Origin of the sequence: Gilliamella sp. W8136 (assembly GCF_016101285.1) — a bacterium.
Lineage (GTDB): Bacteria > Pseudomonadota > Gammaproteobacteria > Enterobacterales > Orbaceae > Gilliamella > Gilliamella apicola_N.
The window spans coordinates 17,553-39,740 of the sequence record NZ_JACFQU010000021.1 but is presented as its reverse complement, the minus strand read 5'-3'; the positions used below and the strand labels follow the sequence as shown (position 1 = coordinate 39,740).

The following is a 22,188-nucleotide window of genomic DNA, read 5'->3' as shown; positions in this document are numbered from 1 at the left end:
AATTAAATGTAAAATCTACTTAAAAACTTTATTAAATTATCTTTGTAGTTTTTTTCATTAATATTTTTTGCTGAAAAATCATTTGCACAAAAAGAATGAGGCAATGACTCATATCTATTACTAAGGAAAGTATAATTAGTTTTAGCTGTTGATGAACGTACATTGAAATAGTAACAAATATCACGTGACAATTTGGATTTACCTTCTAAATACATCATCCAAGGAACTAGGAATGTCGCTAAATTAAGATCATTTTCATATCTAAATCGATTGGGAAGAAATCCATTAATTTCATTTGTAAACAATGTCCAAGCTAACTCGAAATATGATTTCTTTAACGGAACATAAGTATGAGCTAATGGATTATTTATTTTTTTATTATATTTTTTTAATAGTAAATTACGACAATTTAAACTAGCAGATAAAGTTGGAGTATTGATACCTTTCTGAATCATTTGATCCAAATTTTTTTTATTTAAAAACAAAGATGACAAATTATTGCCACTTAAAAAATGTGTTTTAGGTAGTTTTCTGGCAATAAACACATCATCATTAAAGTAAATAAAATTTTCAGATAATCTAGGAATATTATGTAAATGTGCCTCAATAACATGAGAGTTAAATGTGGGAAGATATTTATGATTTATTATTTGCTTGTGATCAATTATTTTAACTTTATTAGATAAAGGAAATTCTGGAATTTGTTCATCCGTAACTAAATATATTGAATTTACCCAAGGTATGTGAGATTCAATACTTTTTATTACATAGTATAGTTCACCATGATTTTCAAACCTTGAACTATCAATGGATAAATGATTAATATCAATTTTACTATGAGCTTTATAATAATTTAGCTTTTTAATCCAATTTGGATCATTATTATTAACCCATGTAATAACCACATCAATAGTTTCTAAACATTGATTTTCATAAATGTTATATAACCTAAAATCATCCGTGATCAATATATTTTCATGAATAACATTGTGACCTTGTTCATCAAATGATAAAGGATATTTATTTATAAAATAGTCCCTAAGAAAAATACCTGGATTTCTTATAAACTTATTGAATTTACTCATACTATCAAATTAACATTTACTCATAATACAAAACTTATTTTAATTTTTTACTTACTTTCTCAAAATAAATAGAGTGTTTAACACAATATAACTTTAAAATAATTTCTGAATCTTGATAAACTGACTCTTTCAAATTTTCAATTTTTAGATCACTGTAATATTCCAATTCGTTAAAGGTTGACTTCACCCCTAGTTTATAAATACCATCAGGAATATCATCAATTAATAAACCTTCATTTTTAAATGTAAACATTCCAGCTTTATCATAACTAATATAATCTCCATTAAATAATTTCCGACTAATATTTGAATCTGAAAATTTTGCTAACTGTTTTTGATAATATGAATTCTCTTTACTAAATAATAAGAAGTTTTTTATACAAGGAGTATAATCAGGGCAAGGGATGCCAATAATAGCAGCGATACCTGTTAAATAGAGTTTATTATTTTTTAAGAAGATGTTATACAATTCAACATGATGATGACATTTTTTTTCGTCAATAGAGTCTCTTATAGGTGAGAGTTTATAGATATTATGAAATACTCCTTGACCTACATATATTGGCTTATTTTTAATTGTCTTATTCCAATAACGCTTTTGCGCTTTTATTTGACTAGCATGTGTTCTAATCCAGGGCTCAGTTAACATGATATTTTGCCGTTCCCAAGCAATATCTTTTTTCGTGGTCCTAGCAGGAGTTCCAACAATTACACAGTTGTTTGGATATTTTCCTTTTACAACGCTGGCAAAACCAATTACAGAACCTTCACCTATTTGACTACCAGATAAAACGACAGAATTAAAAGCAAACCATACATGCTCACCTATAATAATATCTTTTGATTTATTTACTCGATCTCCTGTATTAACATCATAAATTGCATGAGCATCATCCGAACGAATTTGATTACCTGTTGCGAACATGCAGTCATCTCCAACTACAATTTTCGTTTTTTCTGCTGATGTTATATATATTTTATTAGTACAAGTTACATTATCGCCAATGTTAATATTACAACAATAACCAGCTCTTATTTGTCCTGACAAGTTTCCATTTTCACCAATTATAATAACTGCATTATGTGATGGAAAATCAAAATTAAGATTACGAATTTTACTTGTATCTGCAATGATTAATTTATTGTTTCCGCCAACAAAATTCACTGTAACATTATGTAAATTTTTAGGCGCGAAAACCAAATTTCCATTATGGTCCGAATAATTACCAATTATATTTATATTTTTCATTCTAGTTTTCTCGCTAATATTTTCGAAAGAAATTAATTAATGTTCAACTCAAAATCAGTATAATAAACTGATCCCTTTATCTGGGATTTACTACATAAATAAGTTCGATAACGTTGAAATAATTCAGCATCAGGTTTTTGCCCTTCTTTCCAGAAATAATGGAGCCCTTTTTGAAAAGTTAGTCCTTTTATATCATAATGAGCATTACCTAACACTTTAACTGGTAATCCATGGATAAGAGCAGAAAGCCCACAAGTACTGTTAACTGTAACAAGTCCTTTTGCATTCCTTAATAAAACTGGCATAGGTATGCCATGTATATATATTACTCTTTTGCTAACACCATACCGTCTAGACAATTTTTTTATTAAACGATTATAATTGTTAAACCCTTCATCCATTGGGTGGTGTTTAATTAACAAATAACTTTCATCATCTGCAAACATGGAGAATGATCGAATAACTCTAAAAATATATGATTTCATTGAATGATAATTACTATGAACTTGGATTTGAAAATCTTGATCACATTGCAATGGAAAAATATAAAATGGTTTATATTTGTTATTAACTAAATTTTTTATTAATTTGGGTTTGATTAATTTTGCTTTTAATTTTCGAATTAATGCTAATCCCCAATGAGATGCATAAAAAGCTAATGATGTGTTTCTATGATGTATATAATTTAAGTACTTGTGTCTTTTTAAAAGCATTGAAATATAATAAACACTGGTATAATAAACCATTGAATAAAAATGTGATTTCCCTTTGTGTTCATCAAATGAAGCAATTTCAATATTCTGATAAAAATCATGATTTTTAGGAATAAGAGAAAAGCCATTCACACCATTTTTTTCAAATGTAATATAATGAGGCCTTAAATAACCCTCTTCAAATACCCAAAATGATAGATTGGAGTTAGAATTAACTATTGACTTAGCTATTTCATGATAAGCACGACAATCCCCAAAAACTACAATTGCATCAATAGTATATTTTTCAATATAATCCATTAAAAACTGATGAAATTCGGTAATTGGTTCATAAAAAGACATACTATTCTGCGGAAAGAAAAACTCATCGCCTCCATTTAAATTAACTTTATATACCTTACATCCTTGATTTTGTAACCATTTTGCAACATTTTTAAAAAATGGACCAACGGGTCCCTGTAACAAAAGAATATTTTCTTTTGTTTGAGCTAATTCGTATAAATAATGACTCATTCCATAATTCACATAATAAATTATTTCGCATAAAAAAACATATTATTTGTTATAAATACAAATATATAATTTATTAATCTAGTTCCTTTATAAATCCATTTATGAAACCAAAAACTTGCATATAATTTATTAACTTATGATTATAAATATAACTTTATTCTAAGGTTTAGTTTCAATAATAATTAATGTAATAAAACACAATAATATTTATTATTAATTTACCATTATAATAAGCTAATATTAAATTTTTGTAAAATTTATTAGAATTATTTTTGACCAAATTGCAGGTTTGAGTAAAAGTTGTTAGTAAATAGCAATAATTTCTCTATTTTTTTAAAGAATTAGATAAATTTTCATATAGAAAGTTATATTATAACATTCATAACGTTTTCAGACTTATTTAATCAATTTTTACTAAACTTCATTTTAACAATAAGATCGAGGATGTGCTTTATTTTTTGAAGTTGCTTTTTTAACCAGAATTGGTTAATTAGTCGTGTTTTTTCTAATTTTTCATTATTTAAATATTTAACCAATGTTTCTGGATCTGTGAAATCCATACTTTGTGGGTGAATATATATTGGATATTCATACATCACAATGTAAATTAATTCATCTAATGATAAAATTCGATTTCTTCTTGAGTTAGGATATATATCCTTAGTCAATCCCCAACCAGAATAAAATGGTTGGCCATAACAAACAACTTTTTTATGACGAATTAAAGCTTCAAAACCTGCCAATGAAGTCATTGTGTGAATTTCATCCACTTGCTCAATGCAATGAATAATATCAACAAATTCAACAATATCATTAATATATTTTTTTAATTCTGATTCGTTTATCCTTCCTATTCGATTACCACTTAAAACATCTGGATGAGGTTTATAAATAATATAAGCATCTGGATTTTTTTGTCTAACAATTTGTACGAGTTTCAAATTAGTTTTGATAATAGGTGATCCATATATTATTGATGCATCATCTTCAACTTGACCTGGTATTAGTATTATTTTTGACTTTGTTTCATGGGGTTTAATATTTTCTTCAAAACCTACATTGTATTTACCTAACTTTGTTTCTATTAGTAATTTCTGTAATGAATTCGCTTGTTGTTGTTCTTTCTTTGTTACTACTCTGGTCGCTAATAATGACTCTAATTCACTAACTTGTTGAGAATTAAAATAAATTCCCATTTCATCAATTACTAATGAATATGGCATTACAAAATTGGAACCTAATCCAATTGATCGAATAAAGCCATCTTCAATACGCATAGTATGAAATTGTCCATTTTGAATAATAGGGATAATATTTTTATTACCTTGTCCCCAGATTAATATTTTTTGGCATTCCACGTTATGATTAAATTTATTGTTATTTCCAATTTTTATAAACTTATTTATAGAATAAAAATGAGTTTTGACTGAAGGAAGATTTAGATATGGCAATAACACATTTTTTTTCCAGAATGAAAATCCAACTAAATTAACTGAACCTCGTAATTTATTATTTAATTTTTTAATTTTAATTAGGTAATTAATAACGTCGAAAATGGTCCCTTTTTTACCTGTATTTGGATTTATATATTGACAATATAAAATATAACTTGCTGCAAACAATTCGGTAATGCTTGCTTCAGTTCGTCTATTATTATGCTTTAAACTTTTTATATTTTTATGTCGATCATCTGTTAATCCCCACCCTGCATACCATGGTAAACCAAATGTTATAACCTCTTTTCCTAATAAAAGAGCTTCAAATCCCATGTGTGATGTAACTACATAGACTTTATTAACATGCTTTAAAAGTGAAATAGGATTGATGTCATCACTAAATAAAATTACTGAGTTATTATTTAAATTATTAGTTATAAAACCTTGTTTGTAACCATTAATTACGTCAGTATGTGTTTTAATATAAATTGTTGCGGTAGGATTTTCTTTTATAGCCTTATCTAGCATTTCAAGAAAAGTTTGTTGATCTGCACCACCATATTTGACGGACATATCACCTACAGTTTGATCAATTACTAAAACTTTCTCATTTTGATTTTGAATATGGTGTTTATTACTAAAACCTGTAAAGTCTGGTGCGTGATTGTATTTTGTTAATTCATTATCAATAATTAATTTTATTGCTTCAGTTGCCTCATTTAAGTGTAGAACTAATTGATTTTTATTTTTTATCAAATTTTCTAATTCTGAGGGTGAACGAGCATCATAATAAATACCTACGCTATCTGCTATAAGTGATAATGGTGAATAACCTTCTAATCCCAACCCCACAGAACGTAAAAATCCATCTTCAAGTGAAATAAATGGCAGTTTATTTTCTGTTGCATATTTTCTTGCTTTCTTTGTAGTCGGACGAAGTCCCCATCCAGCAATTGCATTAGCTTGCTTTTTAATTTTCTTATCTGTAAAAATTAAATCAGGAAAAAAATGATTAATGTTTTTAATTTTGATGATTTTTTTCGAAAAAACAGCAACTTTTTTCATAAACGATTGAATGGCTTTTAAGTTAATTTTTGTTGCTTATTATGATATTGATAAGCTTCATCGATAGTTTCAAATTGGTATAAATTACCTTCATCTAAAACCATTGCCTTATCACAATAGCTTTTTATTGCATTTATATTGTGTGACACTAATATCAATGAACGATCTTTTTTATTTTCAAATAGTTCTTTTTTACATTTTTGTGTGAATCTTGAATCACCTACAGCGATAACCTCATCAATTAGATAACAATCAAATTCTATTGACAAAGATAAGGCAAAAGCTAAACGAGCTCTCATCCCTGAAGAATATTTCTTAATAGGTTCATATAAATAATCTCCTAATTCAGCAAAATTCTCAACATATTCTTTAGCTTTTTTTATATCATTTTGATAGATTCTACAGATAAATCGTAAATTATCCATTCCAGTCAAACTACCTTGAAAAGCTCCTGAAAAAGCTAAGGGCCATGAAATGGTCATACTACGTTTAATCGTTCCTGATGTTGGTTTTTCAATTTCACTGATAAGTCTTATTAATGTTGATTTACCAGCCCCATTACGTCCCAGAATTCCGAGTTTTTCTCCTCGTTGGAGTGTAAAGCTAATATTATTTAATACAGTCTTGTAACCTTTACGAGTTATATATCTTTTAGATACATTATCTACTATGATCATCACCCTTCCTCAAGTATATAGTTTTCATTAATTTTAACCATTGCCAAACCAATGAATAGTAGAACTATATTACATAAAATTAGATAACTAATACTTTCATGAGTGGTAACAGATGAACCAAAATATCCAAAACGGAACATTTCAGTTCCATGAACAGGAGGAAGAAAAAGTAACCAGCTTCTAATTTCATCGGGAAAAGTATCTACCCAAAAAAAAGCACCTGAAATGGGTAATAACATAAAACTCAAAGTTCCCCATATCTTGTCAAAAGCTTCAAATCTAGCAGATAAAACAAAAATAATAAGCCCTAATCCAAGGGAAAACCAACACATCAATCCCCAAGCACACAGCATATAAAATGGGTCACTGGGTATGGAAATTAATCCAAAAAATATAAAAATTATCATTACGAATATTTGTGCTGCACTTGCACCTATCATTTCAAGAAAAATGCGCGCATATACAACATCTAAAATACGTATATTATGATGATATAGTAATGCTTGATTAGCTTTAACAGCCCCTTTTGCACGAGATGAACTATTACGCCACATCATTACCATAGGATAACCTGTTAATATAAAGGCTATAATATTAAGATTAGAAACAGCATTAACTTTAAAAAAATACCACATTAAGCTTATCAATAAAGTCAATGACATAGGTTCAACAAATAGCCATAAAAAACCAATATTATTACGACCATAACGAGTGATGATCTCACGTAATATTAAAGCTTTTATCACATTAATTTGTATAATGAGGGAGCGAAAAAACTGAGTTTTAGAAATGACTTCACTCATCAATCCTTGTGCTCCCTTATCCCAGCTATCATCAAATTAAATATACCATATATAATTAGGCTTATTATGAAAGTTGAGATCATATTGTATGCACGTGCAGGTTTGAATGAAACATCTGAAATACTAGGTTGCTCTATTCGTTCTAAATAAAGTTGTTTTTTAGTTATCTCCACTTGAGCATTACGTAAAGACAATGTAGCCGCTTCGAATTGCTGCTTTGCAACTGTATTATTTATAAGAATTTGTTGATATTCAGCTAGATTAGCATCTTTATTTTTATTCTTTTGGAATTCGGATAGAGCATTAGCTTCTTTTTTCATCTGTAATTCAGCATTTTTAATTTCAGCTAACGATGCTGTAATAAGATCTTGTTTAGCGCGTAAATTTATTTGATTTACAAATCCTTCAGCTTGTTTTAATAGATTTTCATTAATATTAAAAGCATCTTGCATATCAAATGCATTAACTTTTATTGTTGCAATACCCGAAGAACTATCGAAGTTGACAGTTATCATATCACTCATATAGCGATAAAAATATTCTTTTTTATCCATATATTTAAAATTAAACCCATTAAAACGAGCAATTATATCCCCTTTTTGAGTATACCATTGTTTAACGGGTAGCAGTTGTTCAATAGAAGACAATGCGTCTCTAGATTTTATATACGAAAGAACAACATATGAGTCATCATTAGAACGAGAAATACCAACTTTTGAAAAGAAAGACCCTAATCCTCCCAATGATGATTGAGTATCAGAGGAACGTATAATATATGTAGCTTCTGATGTATATATATTCTCTGCAATTAATCCAAAATAAATAATTGATAATAAAGTTGGTAGCGTAACGAGTAAATGCAGTAACCATCTTTTTTTCAAATTAATGAATAAAAACATAATTATATCAAGCCTATCTTGTAAATTAAAAAATTATTCTGTAATTTGATTAACTTGATTAATCATTCCTACACTTGGTGAAAATACAGCGTATAAGAATTTCTGTAGCTCAACAATTGGTGCAGAAGCAACATAAACAATATCATTATTTTGGATTTGGAAATTTTTTATAATGAATAAAGAATTTGGATCAGTTAAGTCTATTTGATAAATAGTTGGAATAGTTTCTTTTTTATTATTGGCTAATAGTTTATCTTGATATCTAAATACAAAAACACCCTTTGCATTTGCTTTATTATCAATTAAACCACCAATACGGCCTAGTGCTTGAGATAAATTTATCCCTATAGCTTCAAAACGTACTTCTTTGGTTGCTCCTGTTGCTCCCATTGAAATAAAAGAACTTGGTTTATTAATTAAAGTAATTATATCATTTTGTTGAAGATAAATATTAAATTTAGGATTTGATAGAAGCAAGCTTAATGGGATTTGGTTATTTTTTTTATTTCTAGTAAGTTGAATTAATGTATCTTTAATATCATACATACTATTACCTAACACGGCAACAGCATCTAACAATCGTTCTCCTTTAGCTGTAAGTGGCATTTTACCACTAAATTTATCTCCAATAATTGTGACTGTCGATGATCTTTTTTCTAATACCGTAACAATAATTTGGGGTCTATTTGCTATACCTGATAGTTTTTCAACTATTTCACTTTGTACTTGCCCAGTGGTTTTATCATCGACTTTTAGATTTCCAACAAATGGTAATGAAATAAACCCTTTTGAATCAACCGTCACCACTGGCAGATCAGTCAATCCAGTTTTTGGAGCTCCAGTATCATTTGAACCTATAAATAATATTGCTGGAGGAGTTTCAATAATTGAGATTTTTAGACTATCCCCTTTCCCAATTCTATCAACTTCTTGAATTTGATTCGTTGTTTCATTAATAAATTTTAAAGGGTCTTTTGATGAGTTAGCTTCTTTAGTAAAATTGATTGAATTATTGAGATCGATTAAATTAACTTTACTATAAATTGCATCCCTGTTGGAATCAGGTTTATTTATATTTTTTATTGAAGAGAAACTTGGTCCAGAATGCGGCAAAACCGAACAACCACTTAAAATCATGGCTAGTGTAATTGGCAGAAGGGATGGTAATTTCAAAATAAATTTCCTTATACATCATTTCTTATCTTTTATTATATTTATTATATTTATTATAAAACAGAAAATTTTAGTCTAATAGTGTTTTGTGGTGGAGACCCTATCAGCCACATCTCACACACATATTTTTTACTTTGGCTGCTTCCTTCCGGACCTGACCTGATGAGCAAAAAAATGTTGCAAGAGGACCCATAGTGCCTCCATAGGAAAGGTTATATTATGCTTTAATTATAAAATTATTTCAATTATTATTTTATCCAACAATATCCAATCGACCTTTCTTTAATCTTAATTTTAAAGAAAGGCGATTGTAATAAGAGTATAGTATAAAATTTAATTCTACATCATAAATTATAGAGCTAAATTCTTTTCTACTCGTTCTCTGAATTTAATACCTGGTCTGAATGTAACAACTCGACGAGCGGAGATATCCACACTTTCACCAGTTTTAGGATTACGGCCTGGGCGTGAATTTTTATCACGTATAGCAAAATTACCAAATCCAGATAATTTTACCGGTTCCCCTTTTTCTAAAGCCACTCGAATCTCTTCAAAAAAAAGTTCAACAAGGACTTTAGCTTCTTGACGATCAATATTAAATTTTTCGGCAAGACGATCTGCAATATCAGCTTTAGTTAATGTCATAGTTATTATTCTCTTAATAGGGCTTTAAAATGATTTTGTAAAGCAGTGACACACTTGCTTACAATGTTTGCTATATCTTCTTCTTCAAGTGTACGTGATTTGTCTTGTAAAATCAAACTGATAGCAAGGCTTTTTTGATCTTCTTTAATGTTATCTCCTTGATAGACATCAAAAAGATTAACTTTAACAAGTTGCTCTCCTCCAGCTTGCTTACACACTGAAATAATTTCTGCTGCTGGAATTGTATTTGAAACAATAATCGCTATATCTCGTTTGTTTGACGGATATTTTGAAAGGTCTTGAGCAACAGGCACCTTTTTAAAGTTAATTTTAGCTAAATTTATTTCAAAAACAAGCGTTTTACTATTTAAAGATAATTTTTTTTCGATTTCTGGATGTAAAACACCAAAATAACCGATAACCTCATCATTTAAATTGATTATAGCACTTTGTCCTGGATGTAAAGCTGATAATTCTGCTCTATTAAACTGGACTTGTCCATCACAACCTAATAATGAGAAAATGGCTTCAAGATCCCCTTTTAGATCATAAAAATCAACGCTCTTTTTAGGTAATTGCCAATGATCTTCATATAAATTACCCGTAATAACCCCAGAAAGCATGAACTCTTGACGCACACCAAACTCACATTTTTCATCTGGTATAAAACGTAAACCCGTTTCAAATAATCGTAAACGAGATTGTTGTCGATTTTGATTATAGAGCACCGCATCTAATAATCCTGACCACAATGATAAGCGCATTACAGACATTTCACTGGAAATTGGATTTGGTAAAGTGATTGCAGGTTCATTCGGATGAAGAATATGCTGAATTTTAGGATCAACAAAACTATATGTCACGGCTTCTTGATAACCACGATCAACCAATAAGTCTTTTATTCGGCGTAATGATATAATACTTTCTGGTTTTGGTTGCATTACCGATTCAATTTTCATATTTGCATTCGGAATATTGTTATATCCATAAATACGGGCAACTTCTTCAACCAAATCTTCTTCAATTTGTAAGTCAAAACGCCAGCTAGGTGATTTAACGATCCAAATGTCGTCTTTATATTCTACTTCACAACCAAGTCGAACTAATATATCTGTAATTTTTTGCGCTTCAATGGTATAACCTATAATTCGATCAATTTTGTTACGGTGTAACTTTATTGTTGCTTGTGAGGGTAATTCACTTTGATTTGTAACTTCAATAACAGGCCCAACCTCCCCGCCACAAATATCAACTAATAATTGTGTCGCTCTTTCCATTGCCACAAACTGTAATGCAGGATCGACACCACGTTCATAGCGGTGAGAAGCCTCAGTATGTAGACCATATTCTCGAGCTTTACCTGTAATTGCTAATGGAGCAAAAAAAGCTGACTCAAGAAAAATATCTTTAGTTGCTTGTGTTACACTTGATTTTTCACCGCCCATAATACCTGCAATTGCTAAAACTTTATTATGATCAGCAATAACTAATGTTTTATCATTCAATTTAACTTCATTACCATTAAGTAATGTCATTTCTTCGTCTTGGTGAGCATAACGAACGATAATGCCTTTTTCAATTTGCTTTAAATCGAACGCATGCATTGGATGACCAAGTTCGAGTAATACATAATTAGTAATATCAACGACTGCATCAACAGAACGAATGCCTCCACGACGCAACTTTTCTTTCATCCATAATGGTGTCGTCGCATTGATATTGATATTTTTAATCACTCTTCCTAAGTAGCGAGGAGCTGCTTTTGGAGCATCTATTTGGATTGATAAGGTGTCAGAAATTGTTGCTGGTACATTTGCTATTTTAATTTCTTTCATTGGAATATTATTAACGGCTGAGATATCTCTAGCAACACCAACAATACCAAAACAATCAGCACGATTAGGTGTAACACTTATATCAATCATAACATCGTTAAGATTTAAATATTCTCGAATGTCTTTTCCCAAAGGTGCATTATCAGGTAATTCAATAATTCCATTATGATCATCAGTAATACCTAATTCTGAATAAGAGCATAGCATCCCTTCTGAAGGCTCACCGCGAAGTTTTGCTGATTTAATTTTAAAATCACCTGGTAAAACTGCCCCAACAGTAGCGCAAGCAACCATTAAACCTTGTCGGCAATTTGGTGCACCACACACAATATCAAGTAATTCATCTTTACCTATGTCCACTTTAGTTACACGAAGTTTGTCTGCATTAGGATGTTGTTTACACTCAACAACTTTTCCTATCACAACACCAGTAAAATCTCCTGCAACCTTTTCCATATTATCAACTTCTAAACCAGCCATTGTTAATTGGTCGGCTAGCATTTCGCTACTAATTTCTGGATTGATCCATTCACGTAGCCAACTTTCACTAAATTTCATGTTTTGATCTCCAGAATTAATTAAATTGCTTTAAAAAACGTAAGTCGTTTTCAAAGAAAGAACGCAAATCAGTGACACCGTAACGTAACATTGTCAATCTTTCTATTCCCATACCAAAGGCAAAACCGCTATAAATTTCAGGATCAATACCAACATTACGTAATACATTAGGGTGAACCATTCCACATCCCAATACTTCTAGCCATTTACCATTTTTAGCTTTAATGTCAACTTCTGCTGAAGGTTCGGTAAATGGAAAGTAGCCAGGCCTAAATCTTATTTCCATATTATCTTCAAAAAAGCAATGAAGAAAATCATGTAATAAACCTTTCAAATGGCTGAAGCTAATGTCTTTATCAACTAATAATCCTTCCATTTGATGGAACATCGGAGTATGAGTCTGATCATAGTCATTACGGTAAGTTCTTCCAGGAGCGATGATTCTGATTGGCGGTTTTTGATTTTCCATAGTTCGAATTTGAACAGTTGAAGTTTGGGTACGTAATAAACGTTTCGCATCAAACCAGAATGTATCATGATCCGCACGAGCAGGATGGTGAGCAGGAATATTCAGTGCATCAAAGTTATGATAATCATCTTCTATTTCTGGTCCAGTTTCAACCGAAAAGCCTAGTTCTCCAAAAAAATCAACTAAGCGATTGATTGTTTTTGTCACTGGATGTAACCCACCTAACTCAAGAGATTTACCTGGTAAGGTAATATCAATCGTCTCATTTGCTAGTTTTGCATCTAGGACTTGACGCTCTAAAAGATTGCGTTTTTGATTTAATATTTCAACAACTTCTTGTTTTGCATCATTGATTTTTTGACCGACTGCTGGGCGTTCTTCGGCAGGAACATCACGTAAAGAAGCCATCTGCAATGTAAAGTAGCCTTTCTTACCAAAATATTCCACTCTGATCTGTTCGATCGTATTAATGTCGTTAGCATTTTCAATAGCGGATTTGGCATTACTTACCAGTTCAACTAATTGAGACATAAAATTCTCCTGCTTATTGTTCATTACATAAAAAAAGCCTCTCCTGAGGCTTTTATAATTATTTTTCGTTTTTCCATTGCCTCACGAATGAAAATTTTTAATGAAGCTAAAAAAGAAACGAAAAACAACTAATTTCATAATTACTTTACTCTTAAATAATATTTTCAATAAAATGATAAAAGCCGAGATAACTCGGCTCTTATAAAGCTATTATAATGCAGCTTTTGCCTTTTCAACTAATGCAGCAAATGCATTTTTGTCAAATACAGCAATATCAGCAAGGATCTTACGATCGATTTCAATTGAAGCTTTCTTTAATCCATTGATAAAACGACTATAAGAAAGACCACATTGACGAGCAGCAGCATTAATACGGACAATCCATAATTGACGGAATTGACGTTTACGCTGACGACGGTCACGGTAAGCATATTGTCCAGCTTTGATTACTGCTTGGAAAGCAACACGATAAACACGTGAACGAGCTCCATAATAACCTTTTGCTTGTTTTAAAATTTTCTTGTGACGTGCACGAGCAATAACACCACGTTTAACACGAGCCATAAACTATATCCTCTAATTAATTAACCAATAAATTAAGCGTATGGAACACACGCAGTAACTAAACCTAAATCGCCTTTTGACACAGTAGTCAAACCACGTAAATGACGTTTACGCTTAGTTGATTTTTTGGTTAGGATATGACTCTTGTTAGCTTGTTTATGCTTAAAGCCACCAGAAGCTGTTTTTTTAAAGCGCTTTGCTGCGCCTCTTACAGTTTTAATTTTAGGCATTTTATTAATTTCCACTTCGCATTGTTAATAAAAATAAAATAATGGTGTAATTTTTAGAAAACTAAAGATTAACTTGCAAAACCATTATTTCTTCTTCGGCGCTAGCACCATTATCATTTGACGACCTTCAATCTTAGTTGGATAAGATTCAATAACCGCCAAATCAGCTAAGTCTTCTTTAATGCGATCAAGCATCTCAGTACCTAACTGTTGGTGAGCCATTTCACGTCCACGAAAACGCAACGTGACTTTAGCTTTATCGCCATCTTCTAGAAAGCGAATCAGGCTGCGGAGTTTTACCTGATAGTCGCCTTCATCTGTACCAGGTCGGAATTTAATTTCCTTAACCTGAACAACCTTTTGCTTCTTCTTCTGTTCTTTTGTTGCTTTACTCTTTTCATAGAGGAACTTGCCATAATCCATAATTCGACAAACAGGTGGCTCTGCATTAGGGCTTATTTCGACTAAATCTAAAGTTGCTTCTTCCGCTTGTTTTAAAGCTTCTTCTAAGCTTACTATACCGAGCTGTTCACCATCGACGCCGGTTAACCTCACCTCACGAGCTGTAATCTCATCATTGATCTTATGCGCGCGTGTTGACTGAATACGTTTACTGACTTTAATATCTCATTCCTCCAAATTAATTTATCGTTAATTCATTTGTTCTAATGAACGACTATGAATTTCATTAAGCAACAATTCTATAACATGTTTCACTTCAAAGCTACCAAGATCTTTACCTTGACGAGTTCGAACTGAAATTGTTCCTGATTGCATTTCTTTGTCTCCACAAACAAACATATACGGAACACGTTTTAGAGTATGCTCTCGAATTTTAAACCCAATTTTCTCATTTCTCAAGTCTGCTTTTGCTCTAATTCCAACTTTTTGCAATTGCTCGGTTAATTGTTTGGCATATTCAGCTTGATTATCGGTAATATTTATTACTGCAACTTGCAAAGGAGCAAGCCACGTAGGGAAGAATCCAGCACAATCTTCGGTTAAAATTCCCATAAAGCGTTCCATTGAACCTAAAATTGCTCTATGGATCATAACTGGTGTATGGCGTTCGTTATCTTCACCTACATAAGTCGCATCTAAACGTTCAGGCAACATGAAATCAAGTTGTACTGTACCACATTGCCATGCTCGTCCTAAACAATCATGTAAAGTAAATTCAATTTTTGGCCCATAAAATGCGCCTTCGCCTGGTAAATATTCGAATTCAATACCATTTTCAGTTAAACATTCAGCTAAATCTTTTTCAGCTAAATCCCATGTTTCATCTTTACCAATACGTTTTTCTGGGCGAGTTGATAATTTAACGGTAATATCTGTAAAACCAAATGTGCTGTAAGTATCATAAACCATTTTAATACAGCTATTTACTTCACCCCGAATTTGCTCTTCAGTGCAGAATATATGCGCATCATCTTGGGTAAAGCCTCGAACACGCATTAAACCATGTAATGAACCTGATGGTTCGTTACGATGACAACTACCAAACTCAGCCATACGTAAAGGTAAATCACGATAAGATTTTAGACCTTGATTAAAAATTTGTACATGACCTGGGCAGTTCATTGGTTTAATACAATATTCACGATTTTCAGACGAAGTAACAAACATTAACTCTTTATAGTTACCCCAATGACCTGTTTTTTCCCATAATACGCGATCCATCATAAATGGACCTTTTACTTCTTGATAATTGTATTCTTTTAATTTAGTACGAACAAAAACTTCTAGTTCACGAAATATAATCCAACCATCATTATGCCAAAATACCATACCGGGTGCTTCTTCTTGCATATGATAAAGATCAAGTTGTTTACCAATTTTACGGTGATCACGTTTAGCGGCTTCTTCTAAAAATTGTAAATAACTATCAAGTTGTTTTTTATCCGCCCAAGCTGTGCCATAAATACGTTGTAACATTTTATTATCACTATTACCACGCCAATAAGCACCAGCAATTTTTTGTAATTTGAAATGATGACAAAAACGCATATTAGGGACATGTGGTCCTCGGCACATATCAATATATTCTTCATGATGATAGAGTGCCGGTGTTGAATCTTTAGGAATATTTTCGTCTAAAATAGCAATTTTATACGGTTCACGACGTTCCCAAAATACTTCTCTTGCACGTTCCCAGCTAACAACTTCTTTTTTTACTTCATAATCTTTTTTTGCTAATTCGTGCATGCGTTTTTCTAAAGCATCAAGATCTTCCTGAGTTAAAGAATGATCTAAATCGATATCATAGTAGAAACCATTGTCAATAGTTGGACCAATTGCCATTTGCGTATCAGGCCATAATTGTTTAATAGCATGACCTAATAAATGAGCACAAGAATGGCGAATAATTTCTAAACCATCTTCATCTTTGGCAGTAATGATAGCTAATGTTGCATCCTCTTCAATTACATCACAAGCATCTTTACGTTGACCATTTACACGCCCAGCAATACAAGCCTTAGCAAGCCCTGCTCCAATACTTTGAGCAACTTCTAAAACAGTAACTGGTTTATCAAATTGACGTTGACTTCCGTCAGGAAGAGTAATAATTGGCATAATAAATCCTTATAACAGTGGTGCGCCACACGAAAGCGCACATGCGTACATAAATAAGCAGAGTATACTATCACTTATTATAAGGTTTTTAAATAGGATTAAACTTGATTTAAAATTAGATTTTTATCGAATTAATCATCTATGATGATTTCATGAACTTAAAAAGCTCAAAATCAATTTATTAATGGTATTTATGAATATTAGATAAGAATTATGTAACACTATAATATTATAAGTTAAATAACCTAGCTTTAGTTTTTTAACTAATCAGCTAGGTTTAAAAAAAATTATAATTCAGCTAAATATATTTCAGGTATAACTGGCATTGAACCATTTTGGGTACAGACGTAAGAAGCGATACGATTTGCTTTAATATTAATATCCTGTAATGCTTTACCTTTCAAATATAACACACTACTAATTGCCATAAATGAATCACCAGCACCAACAGTATCAATCGCTGTGATTTTTTCTGCTGGACAATAATCTTGCTCACTTTTGGTAAATAGATGACTGCCATCACTACCACAAGTATAAATTAATAACTCTAGTTGATGATGTTGGTTAAGATAATCGAAAAGTTCTTTTGGATCAGATTTGATTTTTAATAAGTCTGCAATAATTGGTAGTTCTTCATCATTTAACTTTAAGATATTGGCATGTTCAATACAAAAAAGTAGAGTTGAATGGTTATAATGATTTTGACGCAAATTAATATCAACAATAATTTTGGTTCGTGGTGAACAATGAGTAATAATTTTTTTTAGTAAGTCATGATTCTGTTGATTGCGTTGAATTAAACTACCAAAATAAATTGCATCTAAATTATCTTGCTTGATAAGATCTAATAGCTGCTCTGTTAGCTGAATATCATCCCAAGCAACAGGATTAACTATATCATAAGTCGGTTTTCCGTCTGAATCTAATTTGACTAATACAGTACCTGTTGGATAATTCTTTGATATTTGAAGATGTTGTGGAATTTGCAGTTTTTCAATCAGATTACTTAAATCTTTACCATTTTCATCATCACCAATGGCAGAAACTAATATAGCGTTTGCCCCCGCAGATTTAGCATGATAACAAAAATTGGCGGCAGCCCCACCAATTTTTTTCCCATTAGGTAAACAATCCCATAAAAACTCGCCTATTGCGACCACTTTTATGTCATTCATTTTCAATTATTCCTTGTTTGACATCAATGTTTTTTTCCATACTGTCGGCTTGCTTTTGCCAATCATCAAATTGACCATATGCTGTATATATAGTCGATCCTGTTGGTAATTCAGGGTATTCATTTTCACCATTGGTTCCCCAATTCACCCAACCTGAATCTTTACGTTGAACAATTTGATAACGTCCAACAATATTACTCGTATACCAAACCATAGAATATCCTGATTCTGGATTAATTTCAGCCGTTTTATTTGCAGCAAGTGGAAAAATAGTTTGTTCAGGCACACTGTTAACATCAACTTCTTTCGCGAATAATACTTCTTTATTTCGTTCACTGTTATGAACAACATGATGCGCTTTACGTAAAATGGTTTTAACATGTGCTTTTATTTCTTCATCACTTAAAATACTTTCTTTAACACAAAATAGCCGCCAGAAGAAATCCCAAGATACCGCATTGATATTATCACCAATTGACTCTCGATAGCGCTTCGCATTTGGAGGGAGTTTATCAAGTGGTTGGGATAAAATTCGATTAACTTCATCCGCTAGTATGTTGGCATACAGATCTCCCTGCCTATAATAAGTACCACCGTAACTAGCAAAACGTGAAAACACCACATTATTTTGTCCACTTTCATACTCATCACCAACGGTGATCTTATTTATCACTGGCATTCCATCCACTGAGGTTTCAAAATCATCCACATAATAAGTACGTTTAAACCAAGGTGATTTATAAAAAAATTCCCAAACGATTGAGAATGATTTATTGTGCAATGCAGGATCTAATCCATTCGGTATTTGACCATCAAATCGATAACGACAATAAATAGGACCTTCAACCTCAGTTTTACATTGAACTATAGTATGTTCTGGTGGATTAATTAAGCCATTTGCTGGTGTAAAAAATGGTCCATAAAATCCACCGATAGCATTTGAGCAATCTTTAATCAAGTTACGATTTTCAGCTTTAGCTGCAAAATAACGAATACCCCATTTTCCATATGATGTACCATCAGCAGTCCCACGACATAATTCTAAAATATAATGCCCGGTATCAAGTCTTTTAATTCCATCTTTTAAAATGGGATCTAATTGCTTTATTCCCTCTAAATTACTTGATTGCGCTTTCGAATCTAAATACAAAGTATAATTTTCAACTAATTGATTTAAATTAGTTACTATGAAAGCTATTGAACAAGCAGAGATCAACTTATTTGCTCCATCATAAACTAAATCAAATAATTGATGCGGTACAATATTCCCTTTCTCATCGACAAGTTTTACTTGGGTAGGATCAATTGGCTGTTCTTTAAAAAAAAGGCGCGTAATTACAGGTTCATTTTGTCGATTTATACCATCTGGATTATTCAACATCAAAGTACATTTTTTCATTTTATTGTCCTATTAATTAAATTTTTATTATTCATGTTATTAAACAATTTATTTTGCTCTTTTTCGTTTCAACATATCGACATAAACGGCTAAAAAGATAATCACACCTTTTGCAACCAATTGCCAAAATGAATTTACACCCAATAAGTTCAAACCATTATTAATAACGCCGATAACAATAACGCCTAAAATGGTGCCACTAATACGACCTATTCCACCAGACATTGATATACCACCTAACACACAAGCAGCTATCGCATCCATTTCATATCCCTGTGCCACAGATGGTTGTCCTGAATACATTCTTGCGGCAAGAACGATTCCGGCGAAAGCTGCTAAGAAGCCAGCAATTGTATAAACAATGATTTCAACACGCTTAATTGCTATACCTGATAGTCTTGCTGCTTCACGATTACCACCCAGAGCATAAATATAAGTGCCTAAACGAGTTCGATTAACAAGAACTAACATAATGATGATAAATACCAACATATAAATCACCGGGTATGGAATCATTCCCAAATAACCCGTACCAATACGAGTAAAACTTTCATCAAAAATACGAATTGATTGGCCACCACTATAGATAAAACCTACACCACGAGCGATCATCATCATAGCTAAAGTGACAATAAATGGTGGAATACCTGTATAAGCAATAGCTACGCCGTTTGATAGGCCACAAAGAGTACCCATTAGCAAGCCTAGAAAAATTGCTGTAATTATGCCCATTTCACCTATTGATATAAATCCAACAGTAAGCGTACCAGCCATTGCAACAATAGAACCTACAGATAAATCTATGCCACCTAATATGATAATCAACGTCATTCCTAATGCTAAACACATATTGGTAGATATTTGTCTTAACACCGATAACATATTTTCTTGTGAAAGAAATACTGGACTTGCAAAAGTTAAAATTGTACTAATCAATAAAAGAGCAATTAATATACCTATATTATGAGTAATAAAATTTTTGAAACTTCTGATAATGATGTTATTGGTTATTGACGAGGGATGATAGATTTTATCATTTGATTGTTTAATAGATTGGTTAATCATTTTTTAAGCTCTCCCTGTTGCTAATTTCATAATCTTTTCCTGTGTAAGTTCATGATGAAATAGTTCTCCTTGGATTTGACCATTAGCGACCACACAAACTCTGTCACACATATTAATAATTTCGGGTAATTCTGATGAAATCATAATAATAGCGATGCCATTTGCACAAAGCTCATCAATAATTTGATAGATTTCAGCTTTAGCGCCAATATCAATTCCTCGAGTTGGTTCATCTAAAATAATAACTTTAGGTTTAATTGCTAACCATTTAGCTATAACAACTTTTTGCTGATTTCCACCACTTAATTGACCAACAATTTTGTCGGCATTTGGAGTTTTGATATTTAGTTTATTGATATAGAATTGAATGATTTCTTTCTGTTTCTGTTGATCAACTAAGCAACCGTGCATAAATTGTTTCAATACGGTTAGTGTAAGATTAAATGCGATACTATTACTTAATATCAGCCCCTGTTTTTTCCTATCTTCAGGTATTAATGCAATACCGATATCAATCGCATCTTGAGGAGATTTGATCTGGACTAACTTATTATCAAAATAAATTTCGCCACTATCATATTGATCTGCGCCAAAAATAACCTGCATGATTTCACTTCTTCCTGCTCCCATCAGACCAGAAAAACCTAAAATTTCTCCTTTCTTCAATTTGAAATTGACATTATTAAAAACGCCTTTCTTTGAAAGATTCTTAACTTCTAATAAGCATTCACCCTCTGGCTGATAATGACGTTGATAATAATTACTTAAATTACGACCCACCATCATTTTGACCAATTGATCAATATTTGTTTCTTTTGTATTAACTGTATCTACATAACTTCCATCACGTATAACAGTAATTCTGTCAGTGATGGTAAATAACTCATCCATACGATGTGAAATATATATGATGCTAACGTTATGTTCCGTTAGTTTTTTTATCATTAAAAAAAGTTGTTCTACTTCTTTATCAGTTAAAGAAGAGGTCGGCTCATCCATGATTAGAATGCGTACATTGAATGAAATCGCTTTAACGATTTCGATGAGTTGCTGTTGAGCTATGGTTAACTCATTTACTGGGCGTAGAACATCAATAGTTAATCCCATATTTTCTATCATAGTTTTAGCTTTGGCGATCATTTGTCGATGATCTTTAAAACCTAATCTAGTTCTTGGTTCACGCCCTAAAAAGATATTTTCATACACACTAATATAAGGAACTAAGACAATTTCTTGGTGAATAACATTAATTCCTCGTGATTGTGCATCTTTAATACCATCGATTATCTCAGTTTTATCATTAATTCTAATTTCACCGGCATCCGGTTTATAGATGCCGCCGATAATTTTAATTAATGTTGATTTGCCAGCACCATTCTCACCTAATAATCCATGTACTTCACATTGTTTTAAGTTAAAATGCATGTCTTTTAAAGCATGAACCCCAGCAAATTTCTTTTCTATATGAGATAGTTGTAAGACAACTTGTTCCATAGATTTATCACCTTATTGATTGTAAAAGCTATA

19 protein-coding genes and 1 other RNA gene are annotated in these 22,188 nt (G+C 31.5%); all 20 read right to left on the bottom strand.

The window, feature by feature from the left end; all coding sequences use genetic code 11:
- Positions 1-2: 2 nt before the first annotated feature.
- Complete coding sequence (locus H3T96_RS13360) at positions 3-1,085, bottom strand: stealth family protein (protein WP_039126787.1); 1,083 nt, start codon at positions 1,083-1,085, stop codon at positions 3-5.
- Between the two features lie 34 nt (positions 1,086-1,119).
- On the bottom strand, positions 1,120-2,334 hold the full coding sequence (locus H3T96_RS13355) for an acyltransferase (RefSeq protein WP_144093321.1): 1,215 nt from the start codon (positions 2,332-2,334) through the stop codon (positions 1,120-1,122).
- Positions 2,335-2,366: 32 nt separating this feature from the next.
- Positions 2,367-3,560 carry a capsule biosynthesis protein gene (locus H3T96_RS13350; RefSeq protein ID WP_086351313.1) on the bottom strand — a complete coding sequence of 398 codons (1,194 nt, stop codon included), beginning with the start codon at positions 3,558-3,560 and terminating at the stop codon, positions 2,367-2,369.
- A 404-nt stretch (positions 3,561-3,964) separates the two neighbouring features.
- Positions 3,965-6,061 (bottom strand): capsular polysaccharide biosynthesis protein, encoded by a 2,097-nt coding sequence (locus H3T96_RS13345; RefSeq protein ID WP_144093319.1) that lies wholly within the window; start codon positions 6,059-6,061, stop codon positions 3,965-3,967.
- A 17-nt stretch (positions 6,062-6,078) separates the two neighbouring features.
- On the bottom strand, positions 6,079-6,738 hold the full coding sequence (locus H3T96_RS13340) for an ABC transporter ATP-binding protein (protein WP_086351311.1): 660 nt from the start codon (positions 6,736-6,738) through the stop codon (positions 6,079-6,081).
- Complete coding sequence (locus H3T96_RS13335) at positions 6,738-7,541, bottom strand: ABC transporter permease (RefSeq protein ID WP_144093317.1); 804 nt, start codon at positions 7,539-7,541, stop codon at positions 6,738-6,740. Before H3T96_RS13335 ends, H3T96_RS13340 begins: the two co-directional genes overlap by 1 nt.
- Entirely contained in the window at positions 7,541-8,440 is a 900-nt protein-coding gene (locus H3T96_RS13330) for a hypothetical protein (protein WP_144093315.1), read from the bottom strand. The genes H3T96_RS13335 and H3T96_RS13330 overlap by 1 nt, the downstream gene beginning before the upstream one ends.
- 33 nt (positions 8,441-8,473) lie before the next feature.
- Entirely contained in the window at positions 8,474-9,613 is a 1,140-nt protein-coding gene (locus tag H3T96_RS13325) for a polysaccharide biosynthesis/export family protein (RefSeq protein ID WP_144093313.1), read from the bottom strand.
- A gap of 98 nt (positions 9,614-9,711) precedes the next feature.
- An RNA gene (gene ffs, locus H3T96_RS13320) (signal recognition particle sRNA small type) lies at positions 9,712-9,807 on the bottom strand.
- A 157-nt stretch (positions 9,808-9,964) separates the two neighbouring features.
- Complete coding sequence (locus H3T96_RS13315) at positions 9,965-10,258, bottom strand: integration host factor subunit alpha (protein WP_039126771.1); 294 nt, start codon at positions 10,256-10,258, stop codon at positions 9,965-9,967.
- Between the two features lie 5 nt (positions 10,259-10,263).
- Positions 10,264-12,651: a phenylalanine--tRNA ligase subunit beta gene (pheT, locus tag H3T96_RS13310; protein ID WP_144093311.1), complete on the bottom strand. Its 2,388-nt coding sequence runs from the start codon at positions 12,649-12,651 to the stop codon at positions 10,264-10,266.
- Between the two features lie 16 nt (positions 12,652-12,667).
- Positions 12,668-13,651, bottom strand: a complete 984-nt coding sequence (gene pheS, locus H3T96_RS13305) for a phenylalanine--tRNA ligase subunit alpha (RefSeq protein ID WP_025315576.1) — start codon at positions 13,649-13,651, stop codon at positions 12,668-12,670.
- Between the two features lie 210 nt (positions 13,652-13,861).
- Positions 13,862-14,215: a 50S ribosomal protein L20 gene (rplT, locus tag H3T96_RS13300; RefSeq protein ID WP_024496189.1), complete on the bottom strand. Its 354-nt coding sequence runs from the start codon at positions 14,213-14,215 to the stop codon at positions 13,862-13,864.
- A gap of 32 nt (positions 14,216-14,247) precedes the next feature.
- Positions 14,248-14,445, bottom strand: coding sequence for a 50S ribosomal protein L35 (rpmI, locus tag H3T96_RS13295; RefSeq protein ID WP_025315575.1), 198 nt, complete (start codon positions 14,443-14,445; stop codon positions 14,248-14,250).
- An 84-nt stretch (positions 14,446-14,529) separates the two neighbouring features.
- On the bottom strand, positions 14,530-15,069 hold the full coding sequence (gene infC, locus H3T96_RS13290; protein WP_025315574.1) for a translation initiation factor IF-3: 540 nt from the start codon (positions 15,067-15,069) through the stop codon (positions 14,530-14,532).
- 27 nt (positions 15,070-15,096) lie between these two features.
- Positions 15,097-17,022 (bottom strand): threonine--tRNA ligase, encoded by a 1,926-nt coding sequence (gene thrS, locus H3T96_RS13285; RefSeq protein ID WP_025315573.1) that lies wholly within the window; start codon positions 17,020-17,022, stop codon positions 15,097-15,099.
- A gap of 287 nt (positions 17,023-17,309) precedes the next feature.
- The gene (locus H3T96_RS13280; protein ID WP_144093309.1) at positions 17,310-18,197 is read right to left on the bottom strand and encodes a carbohydrate kinase; all 888 of its coding nucleotides are present in this window, start codon (positions 18,195-18,197) and stop codon (positions 17,310-17,312) included.
- Positions 18,190-19,596: a hypothetical protein gene (locus H3T96_RS13275; RefSeq protein WP_144093307.1), complete on the bottom strand. Its 1,407-nt coding sequence runs from the start codon at positions 19,594-19,596 to the stop codon at positions 18,190-18,192. Before H3T96_RS13275 ends, H3T96_RS13280 begins: the two co-directional genes overlap by 8 nt.
- A 48-nt stretch (positions 19,597-19,644) precedes the next feature.
- The gene (locus tag H3T96_RS13270; RefSeq protein WP_144093305.1) at positions 19,645-20,661 is read right to left on the bottom strand and encodes an ABC transporter permease; all 1,017 of its coding nucleotides are present in this window, start codon (positions 20,659-20,661) and stop codon (positions 19,645-19,647) included.
- A 3-nt stretch (positions 20,662-20,664) separates the two neighbouring features.
- Positions 20,665-22,155: a sugar ABC transporter ATP-binding protein gene (locus tag H3T96_RS13265; protein ID WP_144093303.1), complete on the bottom strand. Its 1,491-nt coding sequence runs from the start codon at positions 22,153-22,155 to the stop codon at positions 20,665-20,667.
- Positions 22,156-22,188 lie beyond the last annotated feature (33 nt).

Coding starts and splice junctions, on each gene's coding strand:
- rplT (WP_024496189.1), bottom strand. CDS start 14,215: ATGGCTCGTGTTAAACGTGGTGTTATTGCTCGTGCACGTCACAAGAAA.
- H3T96_RS13355 (WP_144093321.1), bottom strand. CDS start 2,334: ATGAAAAATATAAATATAATTGGTAATTATTCGGACCATAATGGAAAT.
- H3T96_RS13330 (WP_144093315.1), bottom strand. CDS start 8,440: ATGTTTTTATTCATTAATTTGAAAAAAAGATGGTTACTGCATTTACTC.
- pheT (WP_144093311.1), bottom strand. CDS start 12,651: ATGAAATTTAGTGAAAGTTGGCTACGTGAATGGATCAATCCAGAAATT.
- H3T96_RS13280 (WP_144093309.1), bottom strand. CDS start 18,197: ATGAATGACATAAAAGTGGTCGCAATAGGCGAGTTTTTATGGGATTGT.
- H3T96_RS13335 (WP_144093317.1), bottom strand. CDS start 7,541: ATGAGTGAAGTCATTTCTAAAACTCAGTTTTTTCGCTCCCTCATTATA.
- H3T96_RS13360 (WP_039126787.1), bottom strand. CDS start 1,085: ATGAGTAAATTCAATAAGTTTATAAGAAATCCAGGTATTTTTCTTAGG.
- H3T96_RS13275 (WP_144093307.1), bottom strand. CDS start 19,596: ATGAAAAAATGTACTTTGATGTTGAATAATCCAGATGGTATAAATCGA.
- pheS (WP_025315576.1), bottom strand. CDS start 13,651: ATGTCTCAATTAGTTGAACTGGTAAGTAATGCCAAATCCGCTATTGAA.
- rpmI (WP_025315575.1), bottom strand. CDS start 14,445: ATGCCTAAAATTAAAACTGTAAGAGGCGCAGCAAAGCGCTTTAAAAAA.
- H3T96_RS13270 (WP_144093305.1), bottom strand. CDS start 20,661: ATGATTAACCAATCTATTAAACAATCAAATGATAAAATCTATCATCCC.
- thrS (WP_025315573.1), bottom strand. CDS start 17,022: ATGCCAATTATTACTCTTCCTGACGGAAGTCAACGTCAATTTGATAAA.
- H3T96_RS13350 (WP_086351313.1), bottom strand. CDS start 3,560: ATGAGTCATTATTTATACGAATTAGCTCAAACAAAAGAAAATATTCTT.
- H3T96_RS13340 (WP_086351311.1), bottom strand. CDS start 6,738: ATGATCATAGTAGATAATGTATCTAAAAGATATATAACTCGTAAAGGT.
- H3T96_RS13315 (WP_039126771.1), bottom strand. CDS start 10,258: ATGACATTAACTAAAGCTGATATTGCAGATCGTCTTGCCGAAAAATTT.
- H3T96_RS13265 (WP_144093303.1), bottom strand. CDS start 22,155: ATGGAACAAGTTGTCTTACAACTATCTCATATAGAAAAGAAATTTGCT.
- H3T96_RS13345 (WP_144093319.1), bottom strand. CDS start 6,061: ATGAAAAAAGTTGCTGTTTTTTCGAAAAAAATCATCAAAATTAAAAAC.